Source organism: Bradyrhizobium sp. 132 (genome assembly GCF_023074185.1).
Classification (GTDB): domain Bacteria; phylum Pseudomonadota; class Alphaproteobacteria; order Rhizobiales; family Xanthobacteraceae; genus Bradyrhizobium.
Genome location: NZ_JADPKY010000057.1, coordinates 1 through 19,580, shown reverse-complemented (window position 1 = coordinate 19,580; position 19,580 = coordinate 1). Strand labels below are relative to the sequence as shown.

Here is a 19,580-nt window from a genome sequence, read left to right as displayed (position 1 = left end):
CATCTTCGCCCATTGGGCGTCAGTCAAAACGAATCGGTCCATCCCAAGCTTGAATCACAACCAAGCCCCGATGAGAATCCTGAATCCCAACAGACCCTAGCTGCACACGAGAATTTCTTTGCTCCGGAACGCCCGGTTTAGGAACAGGGCTTCTGCGCTCCCGTTGGCTTACACAACCAACCAGGAGTTTGAGATGAAGAAGCTTGTCATTGCGACCGCCGCCCTCGGCCTCATGTGCGGCTCTGCCTTTGCCCAGACCCAGACCGGCCCCGCTGCGCAGACCGACAACATGCAGAAACCCGGCACGACCAACTCGGACAAGGGCACGATGACCAAGGGCACGACCGGCATGAGCCGTGACGGCGTGAACAAGGGCGGAATGGTGAAGCCCGACGCCTCCGGCCAGGGCGGCTCCGGCCCCGGCAGCGACCAGGGCGGCACCAAGTCCCGCAGCAACATGAAGTAAGCCGGGCTCCTGCACGGCTTGCCTTTCGGCCGCGTCGCTTTCCACAAAGCGGCGCGGCCGTTTCATGACGAGGGTCTGATCATAACGGGGATCTAATGTCTCGCCGCAAAACCGACCTCATCCTGAGGGCCCGCCGCAGGCGGGCGTCTCGAAGGATGGGCCACGAGCGAGCTATCCACCAAGTGTTTCTTCAGACGCGATAACTCACTCTCGAAGCGTTTGGAAACCTGTCGAGCGAAGCCGCGTTGTCCAACGCACTGCCGGGTGACAACCGGACGCAATGGGGACGTTGGACGCGGCGCATTTTTCCGGTTTCTGCCCGCGACATCAACGCATCGGTACGCGCTGACAACTAACCTGTTCCCGGCAAGTGCTCCCTCACCAAACGCATCGTTGCAATGCACTCCTCACAATAATGGGCGCACCGGAACGGTCAGTTCTCACGCGACCCTGCTCGCTCTGCGAGCTTCGGGGCCACGCCTGACGGATAGGTCAACATCCAGCACTGTCACCGTAATTGCGAGGCCACTTCGGTAGACGGCGAATTGCTAGCTTGACGACGACAAGGACAACGAAGGCGGCCGCCCCGTAAACGATTGCATTCACGGTCCAAGCGATGGCTACGCCCAAGAAAACGGAACTGCCTACAGCTCCCCAGAAAAGGTAAGCTGCGGAGATGCCCGGCATTTCCCATGCCATCACAGCGATGGAGTGGTCGGTTAGCTGCTCCATGACGAGCAGCACCGTCGAGACGAGCGCCCCGGCCGCCAATGCGACGATGAGAATGGATTTCATTGTTTTCAAAGACCCAACAGCCCCATCAGTATCGGAATCATAAAATAGGCGGCCATGCCGAGGAGGCCTCCTACGGCAACGTTCACCCAACGCCGTTGGATTTCGGGTCGAGCCACGTCGCCACTTTGGCCCAGAGCGCATACGCCCATCCAGCAACAATCGAGCGGATAAGTGCGAACAGAAGCTCGCCTAGAATATTGGCCATAGCGGTTAGTCGCGTCATCTCCGCAGGAGTTCATCCGCCAACGCGTTAATCAGCCCTGTTGGCAGGTCCAGAACACGGCTCACGATTTCCCAACTAACTCACATCTTCAACTTTTCACCATCGTGGCGATTCCACCCGTAGAGCAGCGACGAGTGAGGTGGTCCCGGTTGTCTGAGCAAATTCTCCGCGACGATAAGTTGGGTACCCTGCTCGCTCCGCGAGCCTCGGGGCCACGCCTGACGGATAAGTCAATATGATGCGCTCACCGTCTCTGCCGTGTCGCACTTAAGGGGGTGCAGTCCAGTGCATTAAATTCATTTGCGATCGCCACCTTGCCGGCCTTGCGGCTTTGGTCCACCCGCCATTTCCTCCTCACGTGCATGTGCACGCGGCCCCTGCCCCTCCTCCGACTTTCCTGCTATTTGCTACCCGCCGTCCCGGCCCAAACCAAAAACCCCTCCATCCACCCCAGGGAGCAACAACCATGCGATACCTTCACACCATGCTGCGCGTGCGCAATCTCGATGTCGCGATGAAGTTTTACCAGGATGCGCTGGGGCTGAAGGAGGTGCGGCGGATCGAGAACGACAAGGGGCGCTTCACGCTGGTGTTCCTGTGCTCGTCGGACGATCTCGAGGCGCTGAAGAAGCAGCCGCAATCGCGTGGCGCGCCGCTGGTCGAACTCACCTGGAATTGGGACGAGGAAAAATACGGCGAGGACCGCTTCTTCGGCCATCTCGCCTATGAGGTCGACGACATCTACGCCACTTGCGAGAAGCTGCAAAAGGCCGGCGTCACCATCAACCGTCCACCGCGCGACGGCAACATGGCCTTCGTCCGCTCGCCGGATTTGCACTCGATCGAGATTTTGCAGAAGGGCGAGCCGAAGGCGCCACAGGAGCCGTGGTCCTCGATGCCCAACACCGGCCATTGGTAAGTCTGCCTCTTTGGAACCAGCGCCCGCCCCCTGCGTTCTCTCTTCGACAATGCAATTGGAGGAGGACGCAATGGGACGAGGATTATTGCTCTGGATGGTTGGCGTGCCGATCCCGGTGATCATTCTGCTGTGGCTGTTCTTCGGCCACTGACGTAGGGCTCACTTGCAACAGGCTTGCTTGCAATGAAAGCTCCGCCTTGCGCGGAGCTTTTTGCATGAGGACCTTTTGCATGAGGACCTTTTTGCATAAGGGGCTCGGCGCAATCGCGCATCGCCCGCCACGGCGAATTCCGCTATCACCCGCGCCGAAAGAAACGCCGCGGGAGGATGATGTGCCGGACCAAAAACTGACGATCTGGGGCCGCGCCAATTCGGTCAACGTGCAGAAGGTGCTGTGGTGCCTCACCGAGCTCGGCCTACCCTATGAGCGCATCGACGCCGGCATGGCTTTTGGCAAGACCCGCGAGGCCGACTATCTCGCGATGAACCCCAATGCGCGGATCCCGACGCTGGTCGAGGGTGACTTCGCGCTGTGGGAGTCCAATTCGATCATGCGCTATCTCTGCCTCGCGCACGGGCGCGGCACGCCGATCTATCCCGAAGCGCCGAAGCTGCGCGCCAGTGTCGACCGCTGGCTCGACTGGACGCTGTCGATGGTGCAGCCGGTCGACCGTCCGGTGTTCTGGGGCATCGTGCGCACGCCGCCCGCCGAGCGCGATATGATCAGGATGCAGCAGGATGCCGATGCCGCCGCCGAGGTCTGGGCCATCGCCGACCGCCTGCTCGCCACGCGCCCGTTCATGGACGGCGATGCGTTCACGCTCGCCGACATCGCGATCGGCGCCTATGCGCGGCGCTGGCTCGGCGTCGAGGGCATCACCCGGCCCGCGCAGCCGCATCTGACGCGCTGGCTTGCCGAACTCGGCAAACGGCCCGGATTTGGGCAATATGTGGCCCCGCCGATGTCGTGAGCGGTGACGCGGCTTAAAGTCCGTTGAGAGCACGATGAATCGGCATTTTGGCGCGCGCCGCCGGGACTTGACGGCTACTGTGCATGGGGTTGTTTTCGCGTTTTTTGTTTTGGGGGCCTCAAGGCCAGCCGCGCTCGACCAGCAGCACGCCGACGATCACCACGAGCGACACGACCGCGGTGGCCAGCTTTGCCGTCCAGCTCAGGCCGCGGCCGACCCACCACAGCAGCGCGCAATACATCACGAACGGGACGATGATCTCGGGCCGCATGATATCCGGCGGCATATGGTTCAGCGCCTGACCGTGGTCTCGACGCTGATCGAGCCGCCGATCTTGACGCAGGTCCCGGTGCTCTCGACCATATAGAAGCCACGGCCATAGGAGGCGCAGGAGCCCGCCTTCGCCGTCCCGCCCGCGCCCTTCAGCGGCAAGGCCTTGCCGGCCTGTGGGCGCTCCGCGGGCGGAAGACGCAAGGCCTCTGCCGCGGACGCGGATGTACCTAGCAACGAGACGAGGATGAGGAGCAGCGCACGCATGCGGGCCGTTCTAGCCCGGACCGGCGCCACGCGCCATCGGGTCGCTTCGCCCGCGGTCAGATGAACTTGATGCCGGCCGATTTGCCGCGGCGCCAGACCACCTGGCAGCTCCGCCCGGTCCGCGCATCGCGTGCGAACGCCATCCGGATCGTGCCCGGGAGCTGGCTGGCATCCTCGTCCAGCGTGATCTTCGCGCCGGTATCGGAGATGTCCTGGACCAGGCATTGCCGTGCCGCGAACCCGCCGTCGAGCGTGATCCAGGCGTGCTGCGACAGCGACTTGCGGGCCGCGCGCTTCTTGGGCTGTGGCATTGGCTCAAATTCTCCCCTTGCAGCGCTAGCTCAGGGAACCTAAGAAACCGTTGAATTCGCCCCCGAATGATCCGGGGGGCGGCTGTCCACCGGCCCAAAAGAGCGTTCCCGAACGGCTTGCCCAGGGCGCCAAAGGCCATTATAGGTTCGCCCGCTGCAGCCGCCGGGCACGACTCGGGTGGTCAGCGGCCGTGCCGCGAAAAGCGGCGGGGCCCTGGGTTTGCTCCCTTCGTCTATCGGTTAGGACGCCACCCTTTCACGGTGGAGAGAGCGGTTCGATTCCGCTAGGGAGCGCCAAAATAGCCCCGGCAAAAACCCCGCAAAATCAACTAGCTAACCGTAAAGCTTGACATTTTCAGCTCCCTATCGCATGTAAACGTAGATACACTGCGTAGATACATGGGTGCGGTATGAAGCCCGACTACCTGATTCAGCGAAACGACTACTGGCAGTATCACCGTCGAGTCCCGAAAGCATACGCTGGCCTGGGCGGCAAGAGCAGCAAGTTCGTCGTCATCAGCACGAAGATCGCGGTGGCCGACGATCGCACCGGCAGCAAGGCCGCACGGGTAGCCGCTCGGATCAACGAGCAACAGGAGGCGCACTGGCGCAGCCTCGCATCCGGCACGCCCGATAAGCAGCGCTGGCAGGACGCAGTCACCATTGCGCGCTCGCATGGGCTTGACTACCTGACACCCGATGAGGCCGCCAGGCGCGAGGTCAGCGAACTGCTTGTTCGGATCGAGACCTTGAAGGTTGGCGACCGCAAGACCGACGTCGCCATCGTGGATGCCGTTCTCGGTGCAGTCGACAAGCCGCGCGTCATGCTGAGCGACCTGTTCGCCGAGTACGAAAAGACCCAGCAAACGCCGCTCTCGAAAATGTCCCCAAATCAGAAGCGCAAATGGACCAGCGCCAAGAAGCGCGCTGTTGAGATATTGATCGAGCAGCGAGGCGATAAAGCGCTGCAGGATCTCGCGCGCGCTGACGCCGTGGCCTATGCCGATTTTTGGGAGGCTCGCACTATCGCCGAGGGCATCAGCCCGAGCAGCGCCAACAAGAACATCAGCCACATCGGGGGCATGATCCGCGCCGTCGACAAACGCCTCAAGCTCGGGCTGGATCATGTATTCCTGGGCACGCGCCTTGATGGTGGCAGGGATGGTAATCGCTCGCCGTTCACGGTCGAGCACATCAGGAACGTCATCTTGGCTCCGGGGGCGCTTGACGGCCTCAACGACGAGGCGAAGGACGTGGTTTACATCGCGATGGAAACCGGCTGCCGCCCGAGCGAGATCGTGAATCTCTCAAAGGGCAGGATCAAGTTGGACGCTGATATCCCGTTCATTCGCGTAGAAGCTGAAGGTAGGCTTTTGAAAACTGAGCACAGCGAGCGCGACATCCCGCTCGTCGGCTTGGCGCTCGGGGCAATGAAACGGCACCCGGCAGGCTTCCCGCGCTACTTAGATAATGGCGATAACCTCAGCGCCACGCTGATGAAGCATTTCAAAAAGGCCAAGCTGCTGCCTAAGCTGAGTGAGGATACTCCGCTGAAGAAGAGACCTAAGTACGGCGTTTATTCGTTTCGGCACAGCCTGAAGGATCGCCTCAAGGCCGTCGAGTGCCCAGAGGAGCTAACCGACGAGTTAATCGGTCACGCCACGGGCAAGCCGAAATATGGCGACGGCTACGGGCTGCAGCTCAAGGCGAAATATCTCAAGTTGATTGCCCTGACGCGGGCCTAAGCCCTGACGCCGGCCTAAGCCGCAGCTGGACAGGTGAAGGTTCTCAGTTGGCGGCCCTGATCCCAAGACAGCCCCAGCCTTGCGGCTGGGAAGCCGCTCCGCCAATTCTCCACACCCACGAGCCGCAGTAGCTTGCACGCGTTCCGAGGCCCAAGGGATTGAGAATTTGACTCCGCGCCGCGTTTCGATAGCGGCATGCCTGAGCCATTTGTGCAGTTTGATGAGAATGCGGGCCGACGCTCGATAACCGGTCAGCCGAGCAAGAAGCAGGCTGAAGAGATCGCTAAGGAGATCGCCCGGAGTGAGCGGGTCAGGACAGGCGCGCCCGTTTGGAAATGACCTGGCCTCGCACGTTCTCCGAGCCCCCTTTTGCAACGCTACTCGAACTGGCCGCGTTGCTTGACCGTCTCTCCTCTCTCCTCGGCTCTCATCAGAGAGGCCAGTCTGTCCAATTGACCAGCAGAACCGGCAAAGGTCTTGGCGATATTCTTCAACAAAAAGGCTTGGCTTGCGGAAATGTTAGGACTTACAGACAGCGCTCTGTAATGATTTGCGAGTTCTCTGCACCTGGCGGCTGTAATCAAGTCGGCCTCCGTGAATTAATGAACAATACGACCTAACTGCTATTTTTCCCCGCCGTTCCATCGACGGAGTATCGAAACACGAAATGACCAAGGGCTGGGGGCGGCCTTTTCAAAATCCGATCGAAGTGGACGGCCGCAGGCTGGTGACGTTGCTGGACGCAGGCGAGTACATCATGGCGCTACCGAAGAACGAGCACGCTGCGCCGGAATGGCAAGCCGCGATGGAGTCGCTGATCCTGGTAGCGGAAGGCGGCGGCCCGACGCTGTTCGCCCGTATCGGCGTCATGCGTGCGCTGAACCGACACTATGTCCCGGAGTTCGACCCCAAGGGAAAAGAGCCGCATTGGGGCCGGCGCAAGCTGAGAAGGGACCAATGATCAAAGGCCGCGAGACGGCCTTACTGTCTTGTGTGGTGCTTCAAGACAGCGACGCGCCGATCTCTGTTCCACACTTCCAAATCGTGGCCGTCGAGCAGCTGTCTCGCTTTGGCTGTGGCCTCAACGTCGTCGGCGCATTCCATCTCATGAACGCCGGTGATCCGCCCGTCCTCACTCATGATAAAAGCGCGGTAGTCCATCGCACGCGTTCCCTGTTCGGAACACCATACCTCCGGAACACGGGGGCGCAATTATCACATATTAATGGAAATCATCAGTGGGATGGGTTGGGCGGGCCTAATCGTCCCACATGAACCTCTGGCAGTCGGTGCACTTGAAGATGCGGACTGTTTTGCCGGAGCGAGTGTCGAGATAGCTTTGGACTCGCAACAAGCGGCCGTCGCAATGCTGGCAATTCCCAAATTGACTTGGGCTAAGTGGCGGAAAGTTCGAACCAAGGCGAAGCATTGGCAATCTTTAGCTGATGGAGCTGGCCAACGACGCTAAGCGCAGCCGAGTGTTCCTAAATTTGGTCGGAAACGAGTCCAACCCGAAATTCAACCTAAGGCCGCTGAGACCGGAGACAGGCCCGCCAAGGCAAACAGGGAAAAGCCGCAGCGTGGTTCCAGCCCCACTGCGGCCATCCGGACAACTGAAAATTGACGGGTACTTAAATCTCTCCGGTGTTCCGATAATAGAACACCCCGTTGCGAAAATGGAGTCGGTAAGACTACCGTCTACCCATTGTCGTTAAGGGAGAACATGGCACGGCTCAACCTCCAGCCCCAATGCTCCCGGCTGCCAATCTAATTGCGGATCAGAGCGCCGGGAGTGCTAGACCCCGCCAGGTGGCGAGACACGTCCTGTCCTGAAGCGCTGCCGCTCCCCCTGGCTCAGCCAGTCTCCTGCCTTGGGTCCATCAAGCGCTCAATCCCAAAAACCGCGGACTACATTGTCCCCGAGCTTTCCGCCGCCGTCATCGAAGATCGCCTCGTCGTGATCTTTCGCAGCGTCTCCCGTGCTTTCAGTCGCAGCATGAACTCGTCCACAAGCTCAGGTGTCATACCGGGAGGGACGTTCATCCACTTCCGCCTGGCCGCACTACGCTCCTCATGCGATCGATATGCTTAGACACGCGACATGCTCGCCTCCACAGCGCTGGATTGCGCGATGGAAGGCGACTCCTGAGTCGGGGCGGCGCAAGGGCAATCACGTGTCAATCCCCCGACATCGAGCCTTGCACTCACCTTCCGGTTGCGGTTGGAATGACGGTGGCGCTGGGAGGATGACGTTATGGCTATCGAGTGGTGGGTTGTGATCGCGACGTTGCTTGGACCTGTGGTCGCAGTCCAAACTCAAAAATGGATTGAGCGAGCCAGTGAGCGCGGACGACGGAGACAGTGGATATTCACGGCGTTGATGGCCAATAGGGCTACACGGCTCAGCGACGAATACGTGCGCGCCCTGAACCTCATTGATCTGGAATTTTCTCCTAAACGATTCGGCGGCAGCGCCGATCGCAAGGTTATCCATGCCTGGCGCGCCTTATTCGGCGAGCTGGGAAACGGCCCTCCGGACGATAACCAAGACATGAACATCGCCCGAGCATGGAACGAGCGCGTCACCGAACGGCTGGTCGATTTGCTTTCTGAAATGTCCACCGCGCTCGGTTACACCTTCTCTGAGGAAGAACTCAACCCAAGCGAAGGATCAAAGCTCAGCAAAGTTCTTGGAACGTCTCCCCCCGGACTGATTTAGCCGGCATGGCCCGATACCACTTCGACTACCACGAAGCGGAACTCGTTACCGTAGACCGCGCGGGCGAGGACTTCGAGAGCATTGATGCGGCCCGAAAGATGGCAACGATCGCATTGGGCGAGGCCGTGCGCGACTTCACTTTTGCTGGTCGGCCTGGGAGGATAGCTATTCTGGTTAGGGACGACACCGGCCCTGTTTTGAGTGTCTCTGCTACTATCGAGCAGACTTGAACACAAACACCTTCAATTGCATCCGGCGGCGGTTCGGTTGCGTCTAGGGGAGCGTTGTGAATATCAGTCATTTTGAAACCTTTGTTCTGATGTTCTTCATCAGCCGCGCCCGAGGTACGAGCGCGACCTCGACCGGCTCGCGGTCGCCAGCGATTGGCCGGCGGCAGACGAGGCGCCACGCGATACCCCCCAACATTTCAATTGCAGACGCGTGTGAAACTGGGGGCGAGCGGTCGCTAACAAACGATTGGTTCTGAAGCTGCGGACACCCCTCCCTACCCCCTTACAGCAGACACGCATTCCTTCACGCCTTCCCGCTGTGCGGCGTTTCGTTGCGGTGTCGTTGCCGAGCGCGTGCATGGAAACGTCATCTACCTGTAAGCATTGTCCTCTCTGACATCGCTGCTGCCACATGGGTAGCACCCGTGTCCTGATAAGCAGACCGGTGACCACGGACACTTCTTTTGACTTTGCCTGCCGCAATCACACGCAGTGGCGTGTCTTCAGCGCGCCCACGATCACGTCTGCTCACGAGGCAAAAGCTCACTCACACTGATGCGATGGCTCTTGTCCGGCGCCACCGAGAAGATTACTGCCTGCCATCCATTGGGAGAAGACCGAGGTCTGGATGGCCGATAAGAGGATGCCGCTCCAAACGCCTTGCAGCGTAAAGGTGAAAGTTCAACCAATGCACGCGTAATGGCCGACAAGAAAACCCGCGATGGCATCTTCATGAGCCATCGACCGAAGCTGCGGACGATGTTTGCGCGGCTCATGGAAAGCACTGGCTCACATCTTTAGTAGATCTGTCGCCTATCAGGCCATATGGCGCAGATACGAGGCAAGCAAAGCTAGGTAGATGGCTCCCCTTCCTGGAACGCTGAAATCGTGATTGTCTGATCCAAGTTGGGGCGAGAATAATGCGACCGGGGCTGGCAATCCCTTTTCATTTCGGATTTTTAAGGAGACCGGGGGCCGCGCTGGCCCCAGTCATTTAGGAACGGCAGTTCACGCGTTGGGCTTTCTTTAAGTCATCGCGTCCAGACAGCGCGAGACCCTCCAGAGGCCCCAGTCTTTTTCCTTCCTTAGGCTGGGGCCTTTTCTTGCCCGCTGTCAGAATCGATCGAGGTCCAGCGCGTAAGCGCCTGCCCACGCCGCCTGCGCTTCGCCTCCCCATCTTCACACCCCAGCGCCGCTCCGCCGCCGCCTGCATGTCGGGCTTCTTCGCGTTACCATACCCGGTCGCGTGCTTCTTGCTGGTCATCAGATTGAGCGGATACCACGCAGATTCAATTGCTCGCAGGTGTAGACTGCGACGCCGAACATACCGAGCATCACGTCAATGCCGAAAGAAGCGCCGCAAAGGCTTGTCAATGCACACGCCGACCCAATCGAGGTTGGTGTGGTGTTCGGTTTCCTGCGCCGAGGTCAATAGGCGAGCCTGAACTTCCTTTTGGAGGCTCTCGAGTACGTCTCAACGGTCCCTTCAAGGGAACACGCACAAACGCGCTTCGGTGCCGAGGTCCACCCCGATGACGAACTTCCGTCCTATCGCCCCAGCTTCTCACTGGGTGTCAACGGCTTGCGAAGTTGAGCCCTCGTATTGCCGCATCTGCGAATGTTACCCTGATGGTGCCATTGCCGATGGCGATCCGATATCGATTGATTGACTGCGCCAGGTGGGCAGAACACGGCACCGGCAACGACGGCCACGTGGTAACCGGAGATCGGTCAAGCAAAGATTTTATGTAGGAAATACAGCGCGCTACATTGCTTTTGCTTCCCGCTTTTTCTTGATGGGAAGCGCATGGGAAGCGGGCGGCCAGACTAACCGCCTCTGCTCGATAGCAGCCGGCCATGAACTCGAGCCCTGCCCGTTCCTCCGGCATAGCCGCGCCCGCCGCCAGATCCAGGCAGATGCGCTCCATGCGCGCGAGCTCGTCCATGTCCTGCTGATGTTGCCCCATGCAGCCGATCAGACTCCTGCCGCGTGGTCGCCGTCAAGTCTATGGAGTCCGCCCATAGCCCGCGTCCGGAGGGTGGGCGGGGTTTCTAAGGAGCTAGGGATGCTTTTTGATTCGTGTTTCCCTGCCACGGCTTAGAGTGCTCGTGCTCAGCAATCCACTTGACCGCGTCGCCTTCCGTAATAAAGCCCTTGATTGCTTCCGTTTCGCCGTCGGGCCACAGAATATCGACCCCCCAGCCAAGTCCGGGATTTTTCCGAGCCATGAAAGTTGGTCGCTGCTCGAGCATCCGCCGAATATGCGCCTATGGTGCCCAGGTTCAAGCCAGCTATCCTGCCGCAATCAAACTATCCCACACTGACCCCGCGTCCTCCCGCCAGGCCAGGCCGGGCCGGTTCGATTCATGTGCAATGTTTTACGCGCAGTAGCTCGCGCGCGTTCCGAAGCCCTACGGATTGATAATTTGCGAGGTGCATCGAATGCCGCTTTGATTGCGGCATGCCCGCCCCCGTCCGCATCCGTAAGCACGAAGCTGTGCCCCAGACCGGCAGCTACGAAGTCTGCTTCGCCGATGGTCGGCCGAGCGTCAATTTCTACTGGGACGATGTTGCGGGACGGCGGCTCTCGCCTAACCTGTTGACCGGGGCAGAAGCGATTGAGAAAGCCCGGGCACTCGCAAGAGCGGAGCTCGCCCGCTGTCGAAAGACGAAATGAGCAAAGGCTGGGGGCGGTCGTTCGAAGATCCGATTGAGGTGGCCGGCACAAAGCTGGTGACGCTGCTTGACGCAGCCAAGTACGTCACGGCGCTACCGAAGAAAGAGCACTCCGCGCCAAAATGGCAGGCAGCGATGGAGGCGCTGATCCTGGTTGCGGAAGGTGGCGGCCCGACGATGTTTGCCCGTATTGGGGCCATGCGGGCCTTGAACCGACACTACACCCCGGAGATCAATCCGAAGGGGAAGGAGCCACATTGGGGCCGGCGCAAGCTGAATAGGGATCAATGACAGAGGCCGCCCAACTGAGGCCGCCCTACTTCTGGTCTCGCCTGGGCATCTCCCAGAACAGCTTGTTGCAGCCGGAGCACCGAAAGATGGCAATCGCCCCATCCGGCCAAGCAACTGCGTCTATGAATGTCATAGACTTATTGCACGCAGCACAAAGCGGGAGCTGCCTGGTTTCTCGATCCGTCATTCCGCACAACGCGGGAACAGCGGACGAGGTTTCTATCGTTCTGGAAGCTCAGGGTGCCAGATAGGGGATAGCTTTTGCCGAAGCAGTGCCCTCGACGCCGCGATCTGCTCCCGAGAACGGCGGAGCATCTCTCGTGTCGTTTGGCTTTCATCGACCTGGTGGTTCTGCCCCTCGGTAGACGCCTCGAATTCCTTGTTGATGGGCATGAGACAGGCCCTTTCACCTTCCCGTTCCATTCGCGAGATTAGGTCGAGAACCAAATTAGGACAGTCGGTATAAATACGTAAGGCAGGCCAGCCGAACCGCCAAAAACGAAATAGGCCGCCATGAAAGGCGGCCTTAGTTCATCTTCCTGCGGAGCTTCTTGATGAGCGCGCGCTGGTCTTTGGATATCCTCTTGGACCGTCTGCCGCAATTCCTTATCGGACTCCCGATCGTACAGCGAAACGGCCTCAGCCTTGGGCACGGGGGCTGAAGCCGTCCGCTACATGAGGCTCCAGCCGGAACAGGGAGACGGCGCCGGAGCATTCCTTGAATGAGCTCGATCGTCGATTGTTCCCGAAGACGTCGAACTCGGATGCAGGCCCGCCAACGTGACCGGCGGGCCTGTCACAGTGGCACGGGCGTTGCTCATATCTAGTTGGCTGGGATTCCAGGACCCAGTTTGAGACAGGGCGCCGCCGGGACAGTGTATCTCGAGCCCGGCGGCGCATCTTTTAGGGACTAGCGGGACAGCCGCCGGCGGTGCGTCATTCGCGCCTCGCGACGATCGTTCGGACGAGCCCCTTTAGGTCGCCGCAGATCAACCAGTCGAGGCTGATGCGGTACTTTTTCGCGAAGTTCAGCAGATCATCGTGCTGAGCCGCCCTCTCACCTTCGCGACTTCCGACTCCGGCACCCCGTAGTCGACCGCGATCAAATCGATGCGCCGCCTCATCTCCTGTTTGAATTTTGCCCGCTCTTCCCGTTGGTCGGCGTTCATGATTGCCCCCTCTGGTCGACCAGCGCCTGCATATAGCCTTCGATATAACTGCGGCCGAGCGCGTCCAGTTGATTGAGCTTCGCCTCAAATTCCTGCGGCAACAACGCGCGCTTTGGAGGGCGTTGCAATTCGATGACTGTCGCCGATGGCAATGCGGCCGCGGCCGCCTTTGCTGCCCGTTCTTCCGGCGTGCCGTTCTTTGACCTACGCGGCTTCCAAGAATTAACTCGGCGGGTGGCCTCATCGAGGCTGCCAAGCAATCGAAGCGCCGATTTGGGGACAGACTCGGCGGCGCGCCATCCGAACCCAGGGAAATCCCTCCCGTGGGTTATGTGCACTATCGGGGTGCCGAATACTCAGCGAAGCTGTATTTCCCCAGCGACATGCTGCAGCCGATCCTGACAACGCTGAGGGCGGATCAATACAAATACGTGCTGTTTGAGGCCGCCAAGGGCGGCAATGATGCGACCATTTACAATTTTGAGCTTCGAAAGTATCGCGGCGAAGAGTCCGAGCTAGCCGCCGGCTGGGATAATGTATGACCACTCCCGCACCTGAAACAATCGAACGCGAGCAAGGCAAGCTCTGGGTTTCAGATGCCGAGATGATCCGTCGGCTTGGCGTACCAGAAAAGGTCGCGCGGGCAGCGTTGCGGATGCTTGACCGCGACCCGAAGAGCGGCTTCCCGCGCAAACAGATCCTCTGGGGCGAACGAAGGTATCGGCCAGCGATCGTCGCGTATTTCGATCAGCACTACGCGCTACCAGGTGGTGGCGGTGAACAAGCGAAGTCGCGCATGCACCCGCACGGCCGAAAATGGGCAACTCGGTAAATCCGGCTTGATTACGCGGATGAAGCGGCTACTGAGTCGCGGTAGGTCAACAACAACCGCACCGCGCGCACAAAAAAGGCGACCTGTTTGTAACCGAGGGGGCCGCATCATGTGCGTTGCGTCGAGTCGCGGCCCGGGTGTCCACTGACTGACACGATTCTTCTTCCTCGATCGCCCAAGCCTCAAAAGTTTGCGGCCTGCAAACAACATTAGCCATGCGAGCACCTGCTAAACCAGATGACATCATCGAAGTCTACGCTGACGAAAGCAGTCAGAACAAGCACCGCTACCTGGTGCTGGGCGCTATCGTCGTCAGCCTACTCGACACACCGGAGTTGATCGAAGCTATCAAAAAAGCGCGCCGGCCGGAACTGCCTGAAGGCGAGGCGAAGTGGACGAAAGTCTCAAAAGCCAAGATTGCGGCTTACCAGCGGATGGTCGACGTCGTTTTCGATAATCAAGACAAGTGGCATTTCCACTCGCTTTTCGTTGATACTACTCGGCAGAACCATAAGAAGTTCAACGATGGCGATAGCGAAATCGGCTTCAACAAAGAACTGTACCAACTCGCGAACAAGGTTGGCCAACTCTACTCGAAGGCTTATTTCCACATTTATCCCGACTACAGGGACACCAAAAATTCGCCGGAGGAGCTACGTCAGATCCTGTGCCAAGGCGCGCGAAAACGAGGCGACACGCGAGAATGGCCGGTTCGGCGCTGCCAGTTTCGCGACTCGAAAAAGACACTGCCCCTACAGGTTGCCGATATTCTCATCGGCGCGATCGCCTTCCAACTCAACGGTCATGATAAGGCGGCAGACGCGAACCCAGCAAAGCTGGAACTGGCCAAGTACATCATGAAGCGCGCTGGCATCAGCGACATCACAAAGGGCACAAACCGCGTCGCCAAATTCTCCGTTTGGCCGCGCAAGCTCCGAGTGTGAAAGAGATGGTCCCTAGCCTCTAGATCGAGATCGACCCCCACCTTGGGGTGGGTGCCACCGCCTGGGCGGTGGCGTCAGGCTAGGGAGTTGACGATAACATAGTGATTCAGAGGGCGGCTGTGAATTGCCGGGATAAGTATTTTTTTGCTGAGGTTTTACAGGACGTTAATGCTTTTGTCTTTGCGCCGGCGTGATTCGTTTGTTGAATTTAGTTGAAAGACGGCTACGGCGCGGCCTCGGTCTGCAGCGCCTTCTCGCTGTCCGTCAGCATCTTCTTCCCGGCCTTGCCGATCTCATTCATGTTGAAATAGAGGCCGTCGATCAGTTGCCGCTTCTCGGGCGCGCTGCCGTCGGGTTACGACTTCCTGCCATTGGCCTAGTCGGCACGTTGCACGCTAGGCGTACCCGCGGACCCCGCTATGATGCTCTCCTTTTGATAGAAGCGCGCGATGCAGTCGTTCGGGAGCCGGCCGGGGTTGTCGGTCACATCGCTGCTCATTAACGTAGTCGGGTGCGCCGTGTGCTGCGCGACCACTAGCCTTTGCTCAGGAGACAGGGTCAGGCGCGCATGACGTTCCATGCTCTCGAGCCAGAAGACGCTAGAGCCGTCTCGCTCCGACCGAATCTGCATGCCGACCTTGCTGTAGTGCAACGCTATTGCCAAGCTGGCGCCGAATATCAAAGGCACGGCAACACCCATGCCTGATGAAGGCAAAGGTAACGCGCTGACCAACTTGCCAATTTGGTCGCGATATGCTCGGGCAAAAAGCGCGGCGCTCATGGTCAGGCTGAACAGCACAAAGACCAGCACCTCATTCTGCGCCCTCTCCACAAGACGGTTCCCCGTCGCATATTGGTGCACGAAGTATCCGAAGTACGCGCCGCCCAGACCAATCAGCGCGACTCCTGCGGCTAAAAACATTCTGTTTCTCGAACTCACGTAATTCGGCTGTGGCAATGCGGCGGTGACCAACACAACGAATAGAAGCCACGTCGCCGTCGCGGGCTCTTTGAAGAGGCGCCCCAGGCCAATCAAGCCGAAAAGAAGCGCCTCCTTCAGTGAGTTCAAAAAATTACCCGCCATCGGAAACTGACTCATGCGCACGGAATTTCCAGGCGCCGACAACACGACGGCGAGACCGGCGACAGTCGCGAGACCAACCCACAAATGGGCATCGACCTGAAGTCGTTGGTCAAACACCCAGCGAGCCAACAGCGAGCACGAGACGATAGCTATTAGCCAAACCGCCGTGAACTCATTGCACATAGCCGCGACTAAACCACCGAGGGCCATCAGCGCAGTCGATGCGCGCGAGAGATTCAATCCATTTTCCGTCGCGTTTATGAGCTCAGCAAACACCAAGACGACGATCGCCGCAGGAACGGTGTAACAGGCAACACCTGGTAACCAATAGAACATCTGGTGCAGGCTCGGTGCCTCGCTCGCGAGCACAGCCGCGAACGCCAGCCCGAGCGCAATCTGCTGCAAGAGAGTTGTGTCCGACTGGATCCGTCGCGCAAGAAATATCATCGCCACAACGAACGCCACCATGAAACCAACCATGGTCAAGACGTAGCAGATGAAAAGATCTATGCCTGTCGAGGTGCGTAGGACGGCAGGAAGCTGCATCAGCAGCAACGGCGTGATACGCCCTATGGCCGAGTTGTAGAACACCGACACCGATCCCACGATGCCATGATGATTGTTCGCATAGAAGAAACAAAAATCATCGGATTCGGGGATCGCATATAGCGCCAGTCCTAGCAGCTTCAGGATGAACACGGCGGGCACGACAACGATAATGGTCCACGAAGCCAGTTTTGTACGCGCACCTCGAGCATCGCTGTTTGTAAAATTGACTTTGGTATGCATGCAATATTCTTCAACCAGAAAACCTCGTTTCTAGTTGTTGCTAAACGTGGCGTCAACCTGGAATTGGCGCCCTCCTGCGCGCAGGATTGAACGAAGGCGATATCTCGTTGATCCAAGCAAGGATGAAAGTGATCTATAGCTCAGCGCCGTGTCGCCGATCCGGGCATGGACCGGCCCATTGCTCGATCTGCCGCACCGGCTGCTCCACTACTCAGACTTTAGTCGATGATGGTGGAATTCTCAGCGCGACCACTATAGACAACCTAATCGACGTATCCCTTGCAGCGAATGAGCACGGTGATCTTGCCGCCGCCCCGGTCGACGATCGCGGCGCACTGCCGGTCACGCGGGAGCTGCGGATAGATCACGGTCTCGGCTGCTGAAGCCGTGTTGACGCCGAGCAGTCCGAGTGAGATTGCAAGCATTTTCATGGGTTGAAAACCTGTTGAGCTAGGATGTTGCCTCGACGCACCTAGCTGCACGCTCCGCTGACGCAGGTGATCTGCTTGACGACGTTACCGGTGAAATTAGAGCCGCCCGGCTGCCCGTTCAGGATGGTGATGGGGCAAGAGGTCGCGATGTTTTCAAAGATGATATTCCCGGGAACATTTCCGCTGAGCAGCAAAATTGCCTCCGCGCAACTGTTCGAGCTCTGCTGCACGTTCTTATAAGATGAGATTTTACCGCTCGACGTTACGTGCTGCTGCAGGCCGATGAAGTACCCTTCTACGTCTACCCCATCTGCGACGAGCCGCCCGTTCGCGTGACTAACGCAGAGCGCAGCACCCTCAGGAGCGGAAGCGCACGCACTGCGCTGCAGAATGTCTTGAGACGTTGGACTATCGAACGAGAAGGCGGCGCTCGCCGCCGTATTTCTCTGAATGCAATTGATCCCAATCCATATGTCGTTCGCTGCGCCGCCCTTGCCGATCTCGTATTTGATGCAGCCCTTATTTCCTGCATTGACATCGACGTTTTCGGCAAGTGCAAATTGTTGCCCGCTGTTGGAATAGTGTAGTGCACGAAATTGTCCGGGACCTCGGCATATGCATGCCGAAGTGCGTAGGCCATCGCGTGAATGTCCGCAGCGTCATCCACGCATGTTCTCGATCGACTTCACTTCCGTGGCGGAAAGAGATGCGACAACGGCCCTCTCTTCAGTTGGCCTGGCTGATTAGTCTACTCGTAGCTCATCACCGTAGCTTCTTACGGCGGCCTAAAGCGACCTCCGGAAAATGCTGAGGATGCAGATCACAGGCAATTCGGTTCGGAGGAGTGGATATCCGCAGACGTTAAAGCATCGGCCTGCAGACGCTGTTTCCACGCTCACTGTTCGTATGATGGGTCGCAGAGCATGCATCCAGACCGTGCTAGTTGGAGTCGAACTGGACCACGAATTTGATAGCTACTGCGGTTGGGGATCTGCAGAGGTGAGCCCTACCCTAGTTAGCCTGCTCGGTCTCAACCTGGCCAGGAGCCGACTAGTTGGTAAGGTTCGCGTTTGAACTTTCCCGGTACTGTGATTGGATAGCCAATTGCCCGCCCCCGCCGCGCGGATGGTGTCGATAAACTAGCTTCGCGGCCGGGTTCAAACCAGTCGGACCACCATGTCCTCTAGCTCCAACGCCAGTATCGCCAAAAAAGCGCGCACGAAGGCTGAGGCGGATTTTGCCACCTGGCTCATGATGGCCAAGCTCGGTGGTTTCGATGACCTGCCGTCGAGCGGCCAAGGCTTTCTGATTAACTATCGAACTCGGCTCGAGACAATGAGCGAGGCCGAGTCCACGGCCCTAGCCGTTCGCGAGGTCTACAGCGCTTATTACAGCGAGATGGGAGGCGTAGGCGCAGCACCGGAACCAAAGGCTCGGACGCCAACGACAGAGGGCAAAGTCGTGCGATCCCAGAGACCGCCTAGATTTCAACCCGGTCAATCGGCTGCGCGCCATTCGACGAAACCAATGACCCGAAAATCCCTCCCGGCACTGCTGATTTTCGCGAGCATGGTGGCACTGGTTGTCGCATTCGGATTTCTAGCGCAGTAAGACCGCCCGCGGATTGTGTGCGACGTCCGCTTTTCCCCCGATGGCGACCCAAATAGCGGACATCGTGCACTCCGCATTTGGGCCAGCAGCGGTCAAGCGTTCGAGTGGACCCAAGCCGTCCTGACGGGCTAGGCCAAAGAAGCAGCTGCACTGACCTTTAGTTGAAGTGTTGTCGATTTTTGAACCATCGCTCGAATTGCCGGACTCACGTCAGTGGGCGATGGGGATGAACTGTCCCATCACCGCATCGAGCGATTGTAGCTATCGTCAGTCATCAGCGGCAGCTGCAATGGACTTTAGTTTCCGGGTTGCCAGCCTAAGCCGCACCAAGTCAGCGGATCGGCCGGCGAATATCGCGGAGGCAAAAAGATGTTCCCAGCGAAACTTGCGGCATCGTTGCTGGGCTCAGTGTTGCTACTGACACCAGTACTTGCACGTGACGACGGCCGCTACGACCACTCTCCGCTGAAGTCGTGGTTTGAAAGCTTGCAGAGCGAATTTGGAAAGTGCTGTACCGATGCCGATGGATACATAGTGTCCGATGCCGATTGGGAGTCCAGTCGGGGCCGTTACCGCGTCCTCATTGACGGCGAATGGGTGATCGTACCTGACGGTGCCGTTGTCACACAACCAAACCGCTTCGGCCGCACAATGGTCTGGAGGCATTACATAGACGGCCATCCGCGCGTCCGATGCTTCATGCCTGGACTCATGACTTGACTTCACTTTCAAGGTGCTCCGCTAATGGAATGGTCCGGCCGTGCTCCGGCCCTGCCAGCAGGACAAGCTGGCAAGGGGCGCCCAAGACAAGGAGCACGCCATGTCTCAGAAACTCG

Annotated in this window: 24 protein-coding genes and 1 tRNA gene; 14 read left to right on the top strand and 11 right to left on the bottom strand. The window is 58.8% G+C overall.

From position 1 onward, the window contains the following. Nucleotides 1–193: 193 nt before the first annotated feature. Complete coding sequence (locus IVA74_RS10175) at nucleotides 194–466, top strand: hypothetical protein (RefSeq protein WP_247342398.1); 273 nt, start codon at nucleotides 194–196, stop codon at nucleotides 464–466. 492 nt (nucleotides 467–958) lie between these two features. Here IVA74_RS10175 and IVA74_RS10170 read toward each other — a convergent pair whose 3' ends face one another. Further along, nucleotides 959–1,261 carry a hypothetical protein gene (locus IVA74_RS10170; RefSeq protein ID WP_247342395.1) on the bottom strand — a complete coding sequence of 101 codons (303 nt, stop codon included), beginning with the start codon at nucleotides 1,259–1,261 and terminating at the stop codon, nucleotides 959–961. A gap of 689 nt (nucleotides 1,262–1,950) precedes the next feature. On the opposite strand from IVA74_RS10170, the gene IVA74_RS10165 reads away from it, so the two are divergent. Both IVA74_RS10165 and IVA74_RS10160 read left to right on the top strand, forming a co-directional pair. Next, entirely contained in the window at nucleotides 1,951–2,403 is a 453-nt protein-coding gene (locus IVA74_RS10165; RefSeq protein WP_247342391.1) for a VOC family protein, read from the top strand. Nucleotides 2,404–2,735: 332 nt separating this feature from the next. Further along, nucleotides 2,736–3,374, top strand: a complete 639-nt coding sequence (locus IVA74_RS10160) for a glutathione S-transferase (protein ID WP_247342389.1) — start codon at nucleotides 2,736–2,738, stop codon at nucleotides 3,372–3,374. Nucleotides 3,375–3,492: 118 nt separating this feature from the next. Here IVA74_RS10160 and IVA74_RS10155 read toward each other — a convergent pair whose 3' ends face one another. From IVA74_RS10155 to IVA74_RS10145, 3 genes are read right to left on the bottom strand one after another with little or no spacing between them, the layout of a single operon-like run. Further along, nucleotides 3,493–3,660, bottom strand: coding sequence for a hypothetical protein (locus IVA74_RS10155; RefSeq protein ID WP_247342386.1), 168 nt, complete (start codon nucleotides 3,658–3,660; stop codon nucleotides 3,493–3,495). Nucleotides 3,661–3,665: 5 nt separating this feature from the next. Further along, a complete protein-coding gene (locus IVA74_RS10150; protein WP_247342383.1) occupies nucleotides 3,666–3,911 on the bottom strand; it encodes a hypothetical protein in 246 nt (81 codons plus the stop codon). A gap of 56 nt (nucleotides 3,912–3,967) precedes the next feature. After that, nucleotides 3,968–4,222, bottom strand: coding sequence for a PilZ domain-containing protein (locus tag IVA74_RS10145; protein ID WP_247342381.1), 255 nt, complete (start codon nucleotides 4,220–4,222; stop codon nucleotides 3,968–3,970). A gap of 222 nt (nucleotides 4,223–4,444) precedes the next feature. Here IVA74_RS10145 and IVA74_RS10140 point away from each other — a divergent pair. From IVA74_RS10140 to IVA74_RS10130, 3 genes are all read left to right on the top strand, one after another. After that, nucleotides 4,445–4,519: transfer RNA gene (locus tag IVA74_RS10140), tRNA-Glu, on the top strand. Between the two features lie 113 nt (nucleotides 4,520–4,632). Continuing rightward, a complete protein-coding gene (locus IVA74_RS10135; RefSeq protein WP_247342378.1) occupies nucleotides 4,633–5,967 on the top strand; it encodes a hypothetical protein in 1,335 nt (444 codons plus the stop codon). 667 nt (nucleotides 5,968–6,634) lie between these two features. Beyond that, nucleotides 6,635–6,928, top strand: coding sequence for a hypothetical protein (locus IVA74_RS10130; RefSeq protein WP_247342375.1), 294 nt, complete (start codon nucleotides 6,635–6,637; stop codon nucleotides 6,926–6,928). 20 nt (nucleotides 6,929–6,948) lie between these two features. Here IVA74_RS10130 and IVA74_RS10125 read toward each other — a convergent pair whose 3' ends face one another. Continuing rightward, nucleotides 6,949–7,128 carry a hypothetical protein gene (locus IVA74_RS10125; RefSeq protein ID WP_247342372.1) on the bottom strand — a complete coding sequence of 60 codons (180 nt, stop codon included), beginning with the start codon at nucleotides 7,126–7,128 and terminating at the stop codon, nucleotides 6,949–6,951. 1,093 nt (nucleotides 7,129–8,221) lie between these two features. On the opposite strand from IVA74_RS10125, the gene IVA74_RS10120 reads away from it, so the two are divergent. Then, nucleotides 8,222–8,686, top strand: coding sequence for a DUF6680 family protein (locus IVA74_RS10120; RefSeq protein WP_247342370.1), 465 nt, complete (start codon nucleotides 8,222–8,224; stop codon nucleotides 8,684–8,686). 1,804 nt (nucleotides 8,687–10,490) lie between these two features. Here the strand turns inward: IVA74_RS10120 and IVA74_RS10115 are convergent. Continuing rightward, nucleotides 10,491–10,883, bottom strand: a complete 393-nt coding sequence (locus tag IVA74_RS10115) for a hypothetical protein (RefSeq protein ID WP_247342367.1) — start codon at nucleotides 10,881–10,883, stop codon at nucleotides 10,491–10,493. Nucleotides 10,884–11,590: 707 nt separating this feature from the next. Between IVA74_RS10115 and IVA74_RS10110 the strand changes: the two genes are divergently transcribed. After that, nucleotides 11,591–11,884: a hypothetical protein gene (locus IVA74_RS10110; protein WP_247342364.1), complete on the top strand. Its 294-nt coding sequence runs from the start codon at nucleotides 11,591–11,593 to the stop codon at nucleotides 11,882–11,884. A 1,028-nt stretch (nucleotides 11,885–12,912) separates the two neighbouring features. Here the strand turns inward: IVA74_RS10110 and IVA74_RS10105 are convergent. Both IVA74_RS10105 and IVA74_RS10100 read right to left on the bottom strand, forming a co-directional pair. Then, entirely contained in the window at nucleotides 12,913–13,053 is a 141-nt protein-coding gene (locus IVA74_RS10105) for a hypothetical protein (RefSeq protein WP_247342361.1), read from the bottom strand. Further along, nucleotides 13,050–13,313, bottom strand: a complete 264-nt coding sequence (locus IVA74_RS10100; RefSeq protein WP_247342358.1) for a hypothetical protein — start codon at nucleotides 13,311–13,313, stop codon at nucleotides 13,050–13,052. Before IVA74_RS10100 ends, IVA74_RS10105 begins: the two co-directional genes overlap by 4 nt. Before the next feature lie 63 nt (nucleotides 13,314–13,376). Between IVA74_RS10100 and IVA74_RS10095 the strand changes: the two genes are divergently transcribed. From IVA74_RS10095 to IVA74_RS10085, 3 genes are all read left to right on the top strand, one after another. Then, nucleotides 13,377–13,595, top strand: a complete 219-nt coding sequence (locus IVA74_RS10095) for a hypothetical protein (protein WP_247342356.1) — start codon at nucleotides 13,377–13,379, stop codon at nucleotides 13,593–13,595. Beyond that, nucleotides 13,592–13,885, top strand: coding sequence for a hypothetical protein (locus IVA74_RS10090; RefSeq protein ID WP_247342353.1), 294 nt, complete (start codon nucleotides 13,592–13,594; stop codon nucleotides 13,883–13,885). Before IVA74_RS10095 ends, IVA74_RS10090 begins: the two co-directional genes overlap by 4 nt. Before the next feature lie 215 nt (nucleotides 13,886–14,100). Beyond that, nucleotides 14,101–14,829 carry a DUF3800 domain-containing protein gene (locus IVA74_RS10085; protein ID WP_247342350.1) on the top strand — a complete coding sequence of 243 codons (729 nt, stop codon included), beginning with the start codon at nucleotides 14,101–14,103 and terminating at the stop codon, nucleotides 14,827–14,829. Nucleotides 14,830–15,205: 376 nt separating this feature from the next. On the opposite strand, the gene IVA74_RS10080 is transcribed toward IVA74_RS10085, so the two are convergent. The 3 genes from IVA74_RS10080 to IVA74_RS10070 all read right to left on the bottom strand — a co-directional run bounded on the left by IVA74_RS10080 (nucleotide 15,206) and on the right by IVA74_RS10070 (nucleotide 17,327). After that, on the bottom strand, nucleotides 15,206–16,702 hold the full coding sequence (locus IVA74_RS10080) for a DUF6056 family protein (RefSeq protein ID WP_247342348.1): 1,497 nt from the start codon (nucleotides 16,700–16,702) through the stop codon (nucleotides 15,206–15,208). A 263-nt stretch (nucleotides 16,703–16,965) separates the two neighbouring features. Then, nucleotides 16,966–17,133 carry a hypothetical protein gene (locus IVA74_RS10075; protein WP_247342346.1) on the bottom strand — a complete coding sequence of 56 codons (168 nt, stop codon included), beginning with the start codon at nucleotides 17,131–17,133 and terminating at the stop codon, nucleotides 16,966–16,968. Between the two features lie 41 nt (nucleotides 17,134–17,174). Next, entirely contained in the window at nucleotides 17,175–17,327 is a 153-nt protein-coding gene (locus IVA74_RS10070; RefSeq protein ID WP_247342344.1) for a hypothetical protein, read from the bottom strand. Between the two features lie 72 nt (nucleotides 17,328–17,399). Between IVA74_RS10070 and IVA74_RS10065 the strand changes: the two genes are divergently transcribed. The 3 genes from IVA74_RS10065 to IVA74_RS10055 all read left to right on the top strand — a co-directional run bounded on the left by IVA74_RS10065 (nucleotide 17,400) and on the right by IVA74_RS10055 (nucleotide 19,464). Continuing rightward, the gene (locus IVA74_RS10065; RefSeq protein WP_247342342.1) at nucleotides 17,400–17,720 is read left to right on the top strand and encodes a hypothetical protein; all 321 of its coding nucleotides are present in this window, start codon (nucleotides 17,400–17,402) and stop codon (nucleotides 17,718–17,720) included. 589 nt (nucleotides 17,721–18,309) lie between these two features. Continuing rightward, a complete protein-coding gene (locus IVA74_RS10060; protein ID WP_247342339.1) occupies nucleotides 18,310–18,744 on the top strand; it encodes a hypothetical protein in 435 nt (144 codons plus the stop codon). A 369-nt stretch (nucleotides 18,745–19,113) separates the two neighbouring features. Further along, nucleotides 19,114–19,464 carry a hypothetical protein gene (locus IVA74_RS10055; protein WP_247342336.1) on the top strand — a complete coding sequence of 117 codons (351 nt, stop codon included), beginning with the start codon at nucleotides 19,114–19,116 and terminating at the stop codon, nucleotides 19,462–19,464. The last annotated feature ends 116 nt before the right edge of the window (nucleotides 19,465–19,580 follow it).

Excerpts from the sequence above, each read along its gene's own strand:
- IVA74_RS10175 (WP_247342398.1), top strand. The coding sequence starts at position 194 with ATGAAGAAGCTTGTCATTGCGACCGCCGCCCTCGGCCTCATGTGCGGC.
- IVA74_RS10170 (WP_247342395.1), bottom strand. The coding sequence starts at position 1,261 with ATGAAATCCATTCTCATCGTCGCATTGGCGGCCGGGGCGCTCGTCTCG.
- IVA74_RS10165 (WP_247342391.1), top strand. The coding sequence starts at position 1,951 with ATGCGATACCTTCACACCATGCTGCGCGTGCGCAATCTCGATGTCGCG.
- IVA74_RS10155 (WP_247342386.1), bottom strand. The coding sequence starts at position 3,660 with ATGCCGCCGGATATCATGCGGCCCGAGATCATCGTCCCGTTCGTGATG.
- IVA74_RS10150 (WP_247342383.1), bottom strand. The coding sequence starts at position 3,911 with ATGCGTGCGCTGCTCCTCATCCTCGTCTCGTTGCTAGGTACATCCGCG.
- IVA74_RS10145 (WP_247342381.1), bottom strand. The coding sequence starts at position 4,222 with ATGCCACAGCCCAAGAAGCGCGCGGCCCGCAAGTCGCTGTCGCAGCAC.
- IVA74_RS10135 (WP_247342378.1), top strand. The coding sequence starts at position 4,633 with ATGAAGCCCGACTACCTGATTCAGCGAAACGACTACTGGCAGTATCAC.
- IVA74_RS10130 (WP_247342375.1), top strand. The coding sequence starts at position 6,635 with ATGACCAAGGGCTGGGGGCGGCCTTTTCAAAATCCGATCGAAGTGGAC.
- IVA74_RS10125 (WP_247342372.1), bottom strand. The coding sequence starts at position 7,128 with ATGGACTACCGCGCTTTTATCATGAGTGAGGACGGGCGGATCACCGGC.
- IVA74_RS10120 (WP_247342370.1), top strand. The coding sequence starts at position 8,222 with ATGGCTATCGAGTGGTGGGTTGTGATCGCGACGTTGCTTGGACCTGTG.
- IVA74_RS10115 (WP_247342367.1), bottom strand. The coding sequence starts at position 10,883 with ATGGGGCAACATCAGCAGGACATGGACGAGCTCGCGCGCATGGAGCGC.
- IVA74_RS10110 (WP_247342364.1), top strand. The coding sequence starts at position 11,591 with ATGAGCAAAGGCTGGGGGCGGTCGTTCGAAGATCCGATTGAGGTGGCC.
- IVA74_RS10105 (WP_247342361.1), bottom strand. The coding sequence starts at position 13,053 with ATGAACGCCGACCAACGGGAAGAGCGGGCAAAATTCAAACAGGAGATG.
- IVA74_RS10090 (WP_247342353.1), top strand. The coding sequence starts at position 13,592 with ATGACCACTCCCGCACCTGAAACAATCGAACGCGAGCAAGGCAAGCTC.
- IVA74_RS10085 (WP_247342350.1), top strand. The coding sequence starts at position 14,101 with ATGCGAGCACCTGCTAAACCAGATGACATCATCGAAGTCTACGCTGAC.
- IVA74_RS10080 (WP_247342348.1), bottom strand. The coding sequence starts at position 16,702 with ATGCATACCAAAGTCAATTTTACAAACAGCGATGCTCGAGGTGCGCGT.
- IVA74_RS10075 (WP_247342346.1), bottom strand. The coding sequence starts at position 17,133 with ATGAAAATGCTTGCAATCTCACTCGGACTGCTCGGCGTCAACACGGCT.
- IVA74_RS10060 (WP_247342339.1), top strand. The coding sequence starts at position 18,310 with ATGTCCTCTAGCTCCAACGCCAGTATCGCCAAAAAAGCGCGCACGAAG.
- IVA74_RS10055 (WP_247342336.1), top strand. The coding sequence starts at position 19,114 with ATGTTCCCAGCGAAACTTGCGGCATCGTTGCTGGGCTCAGTGTTGCTA.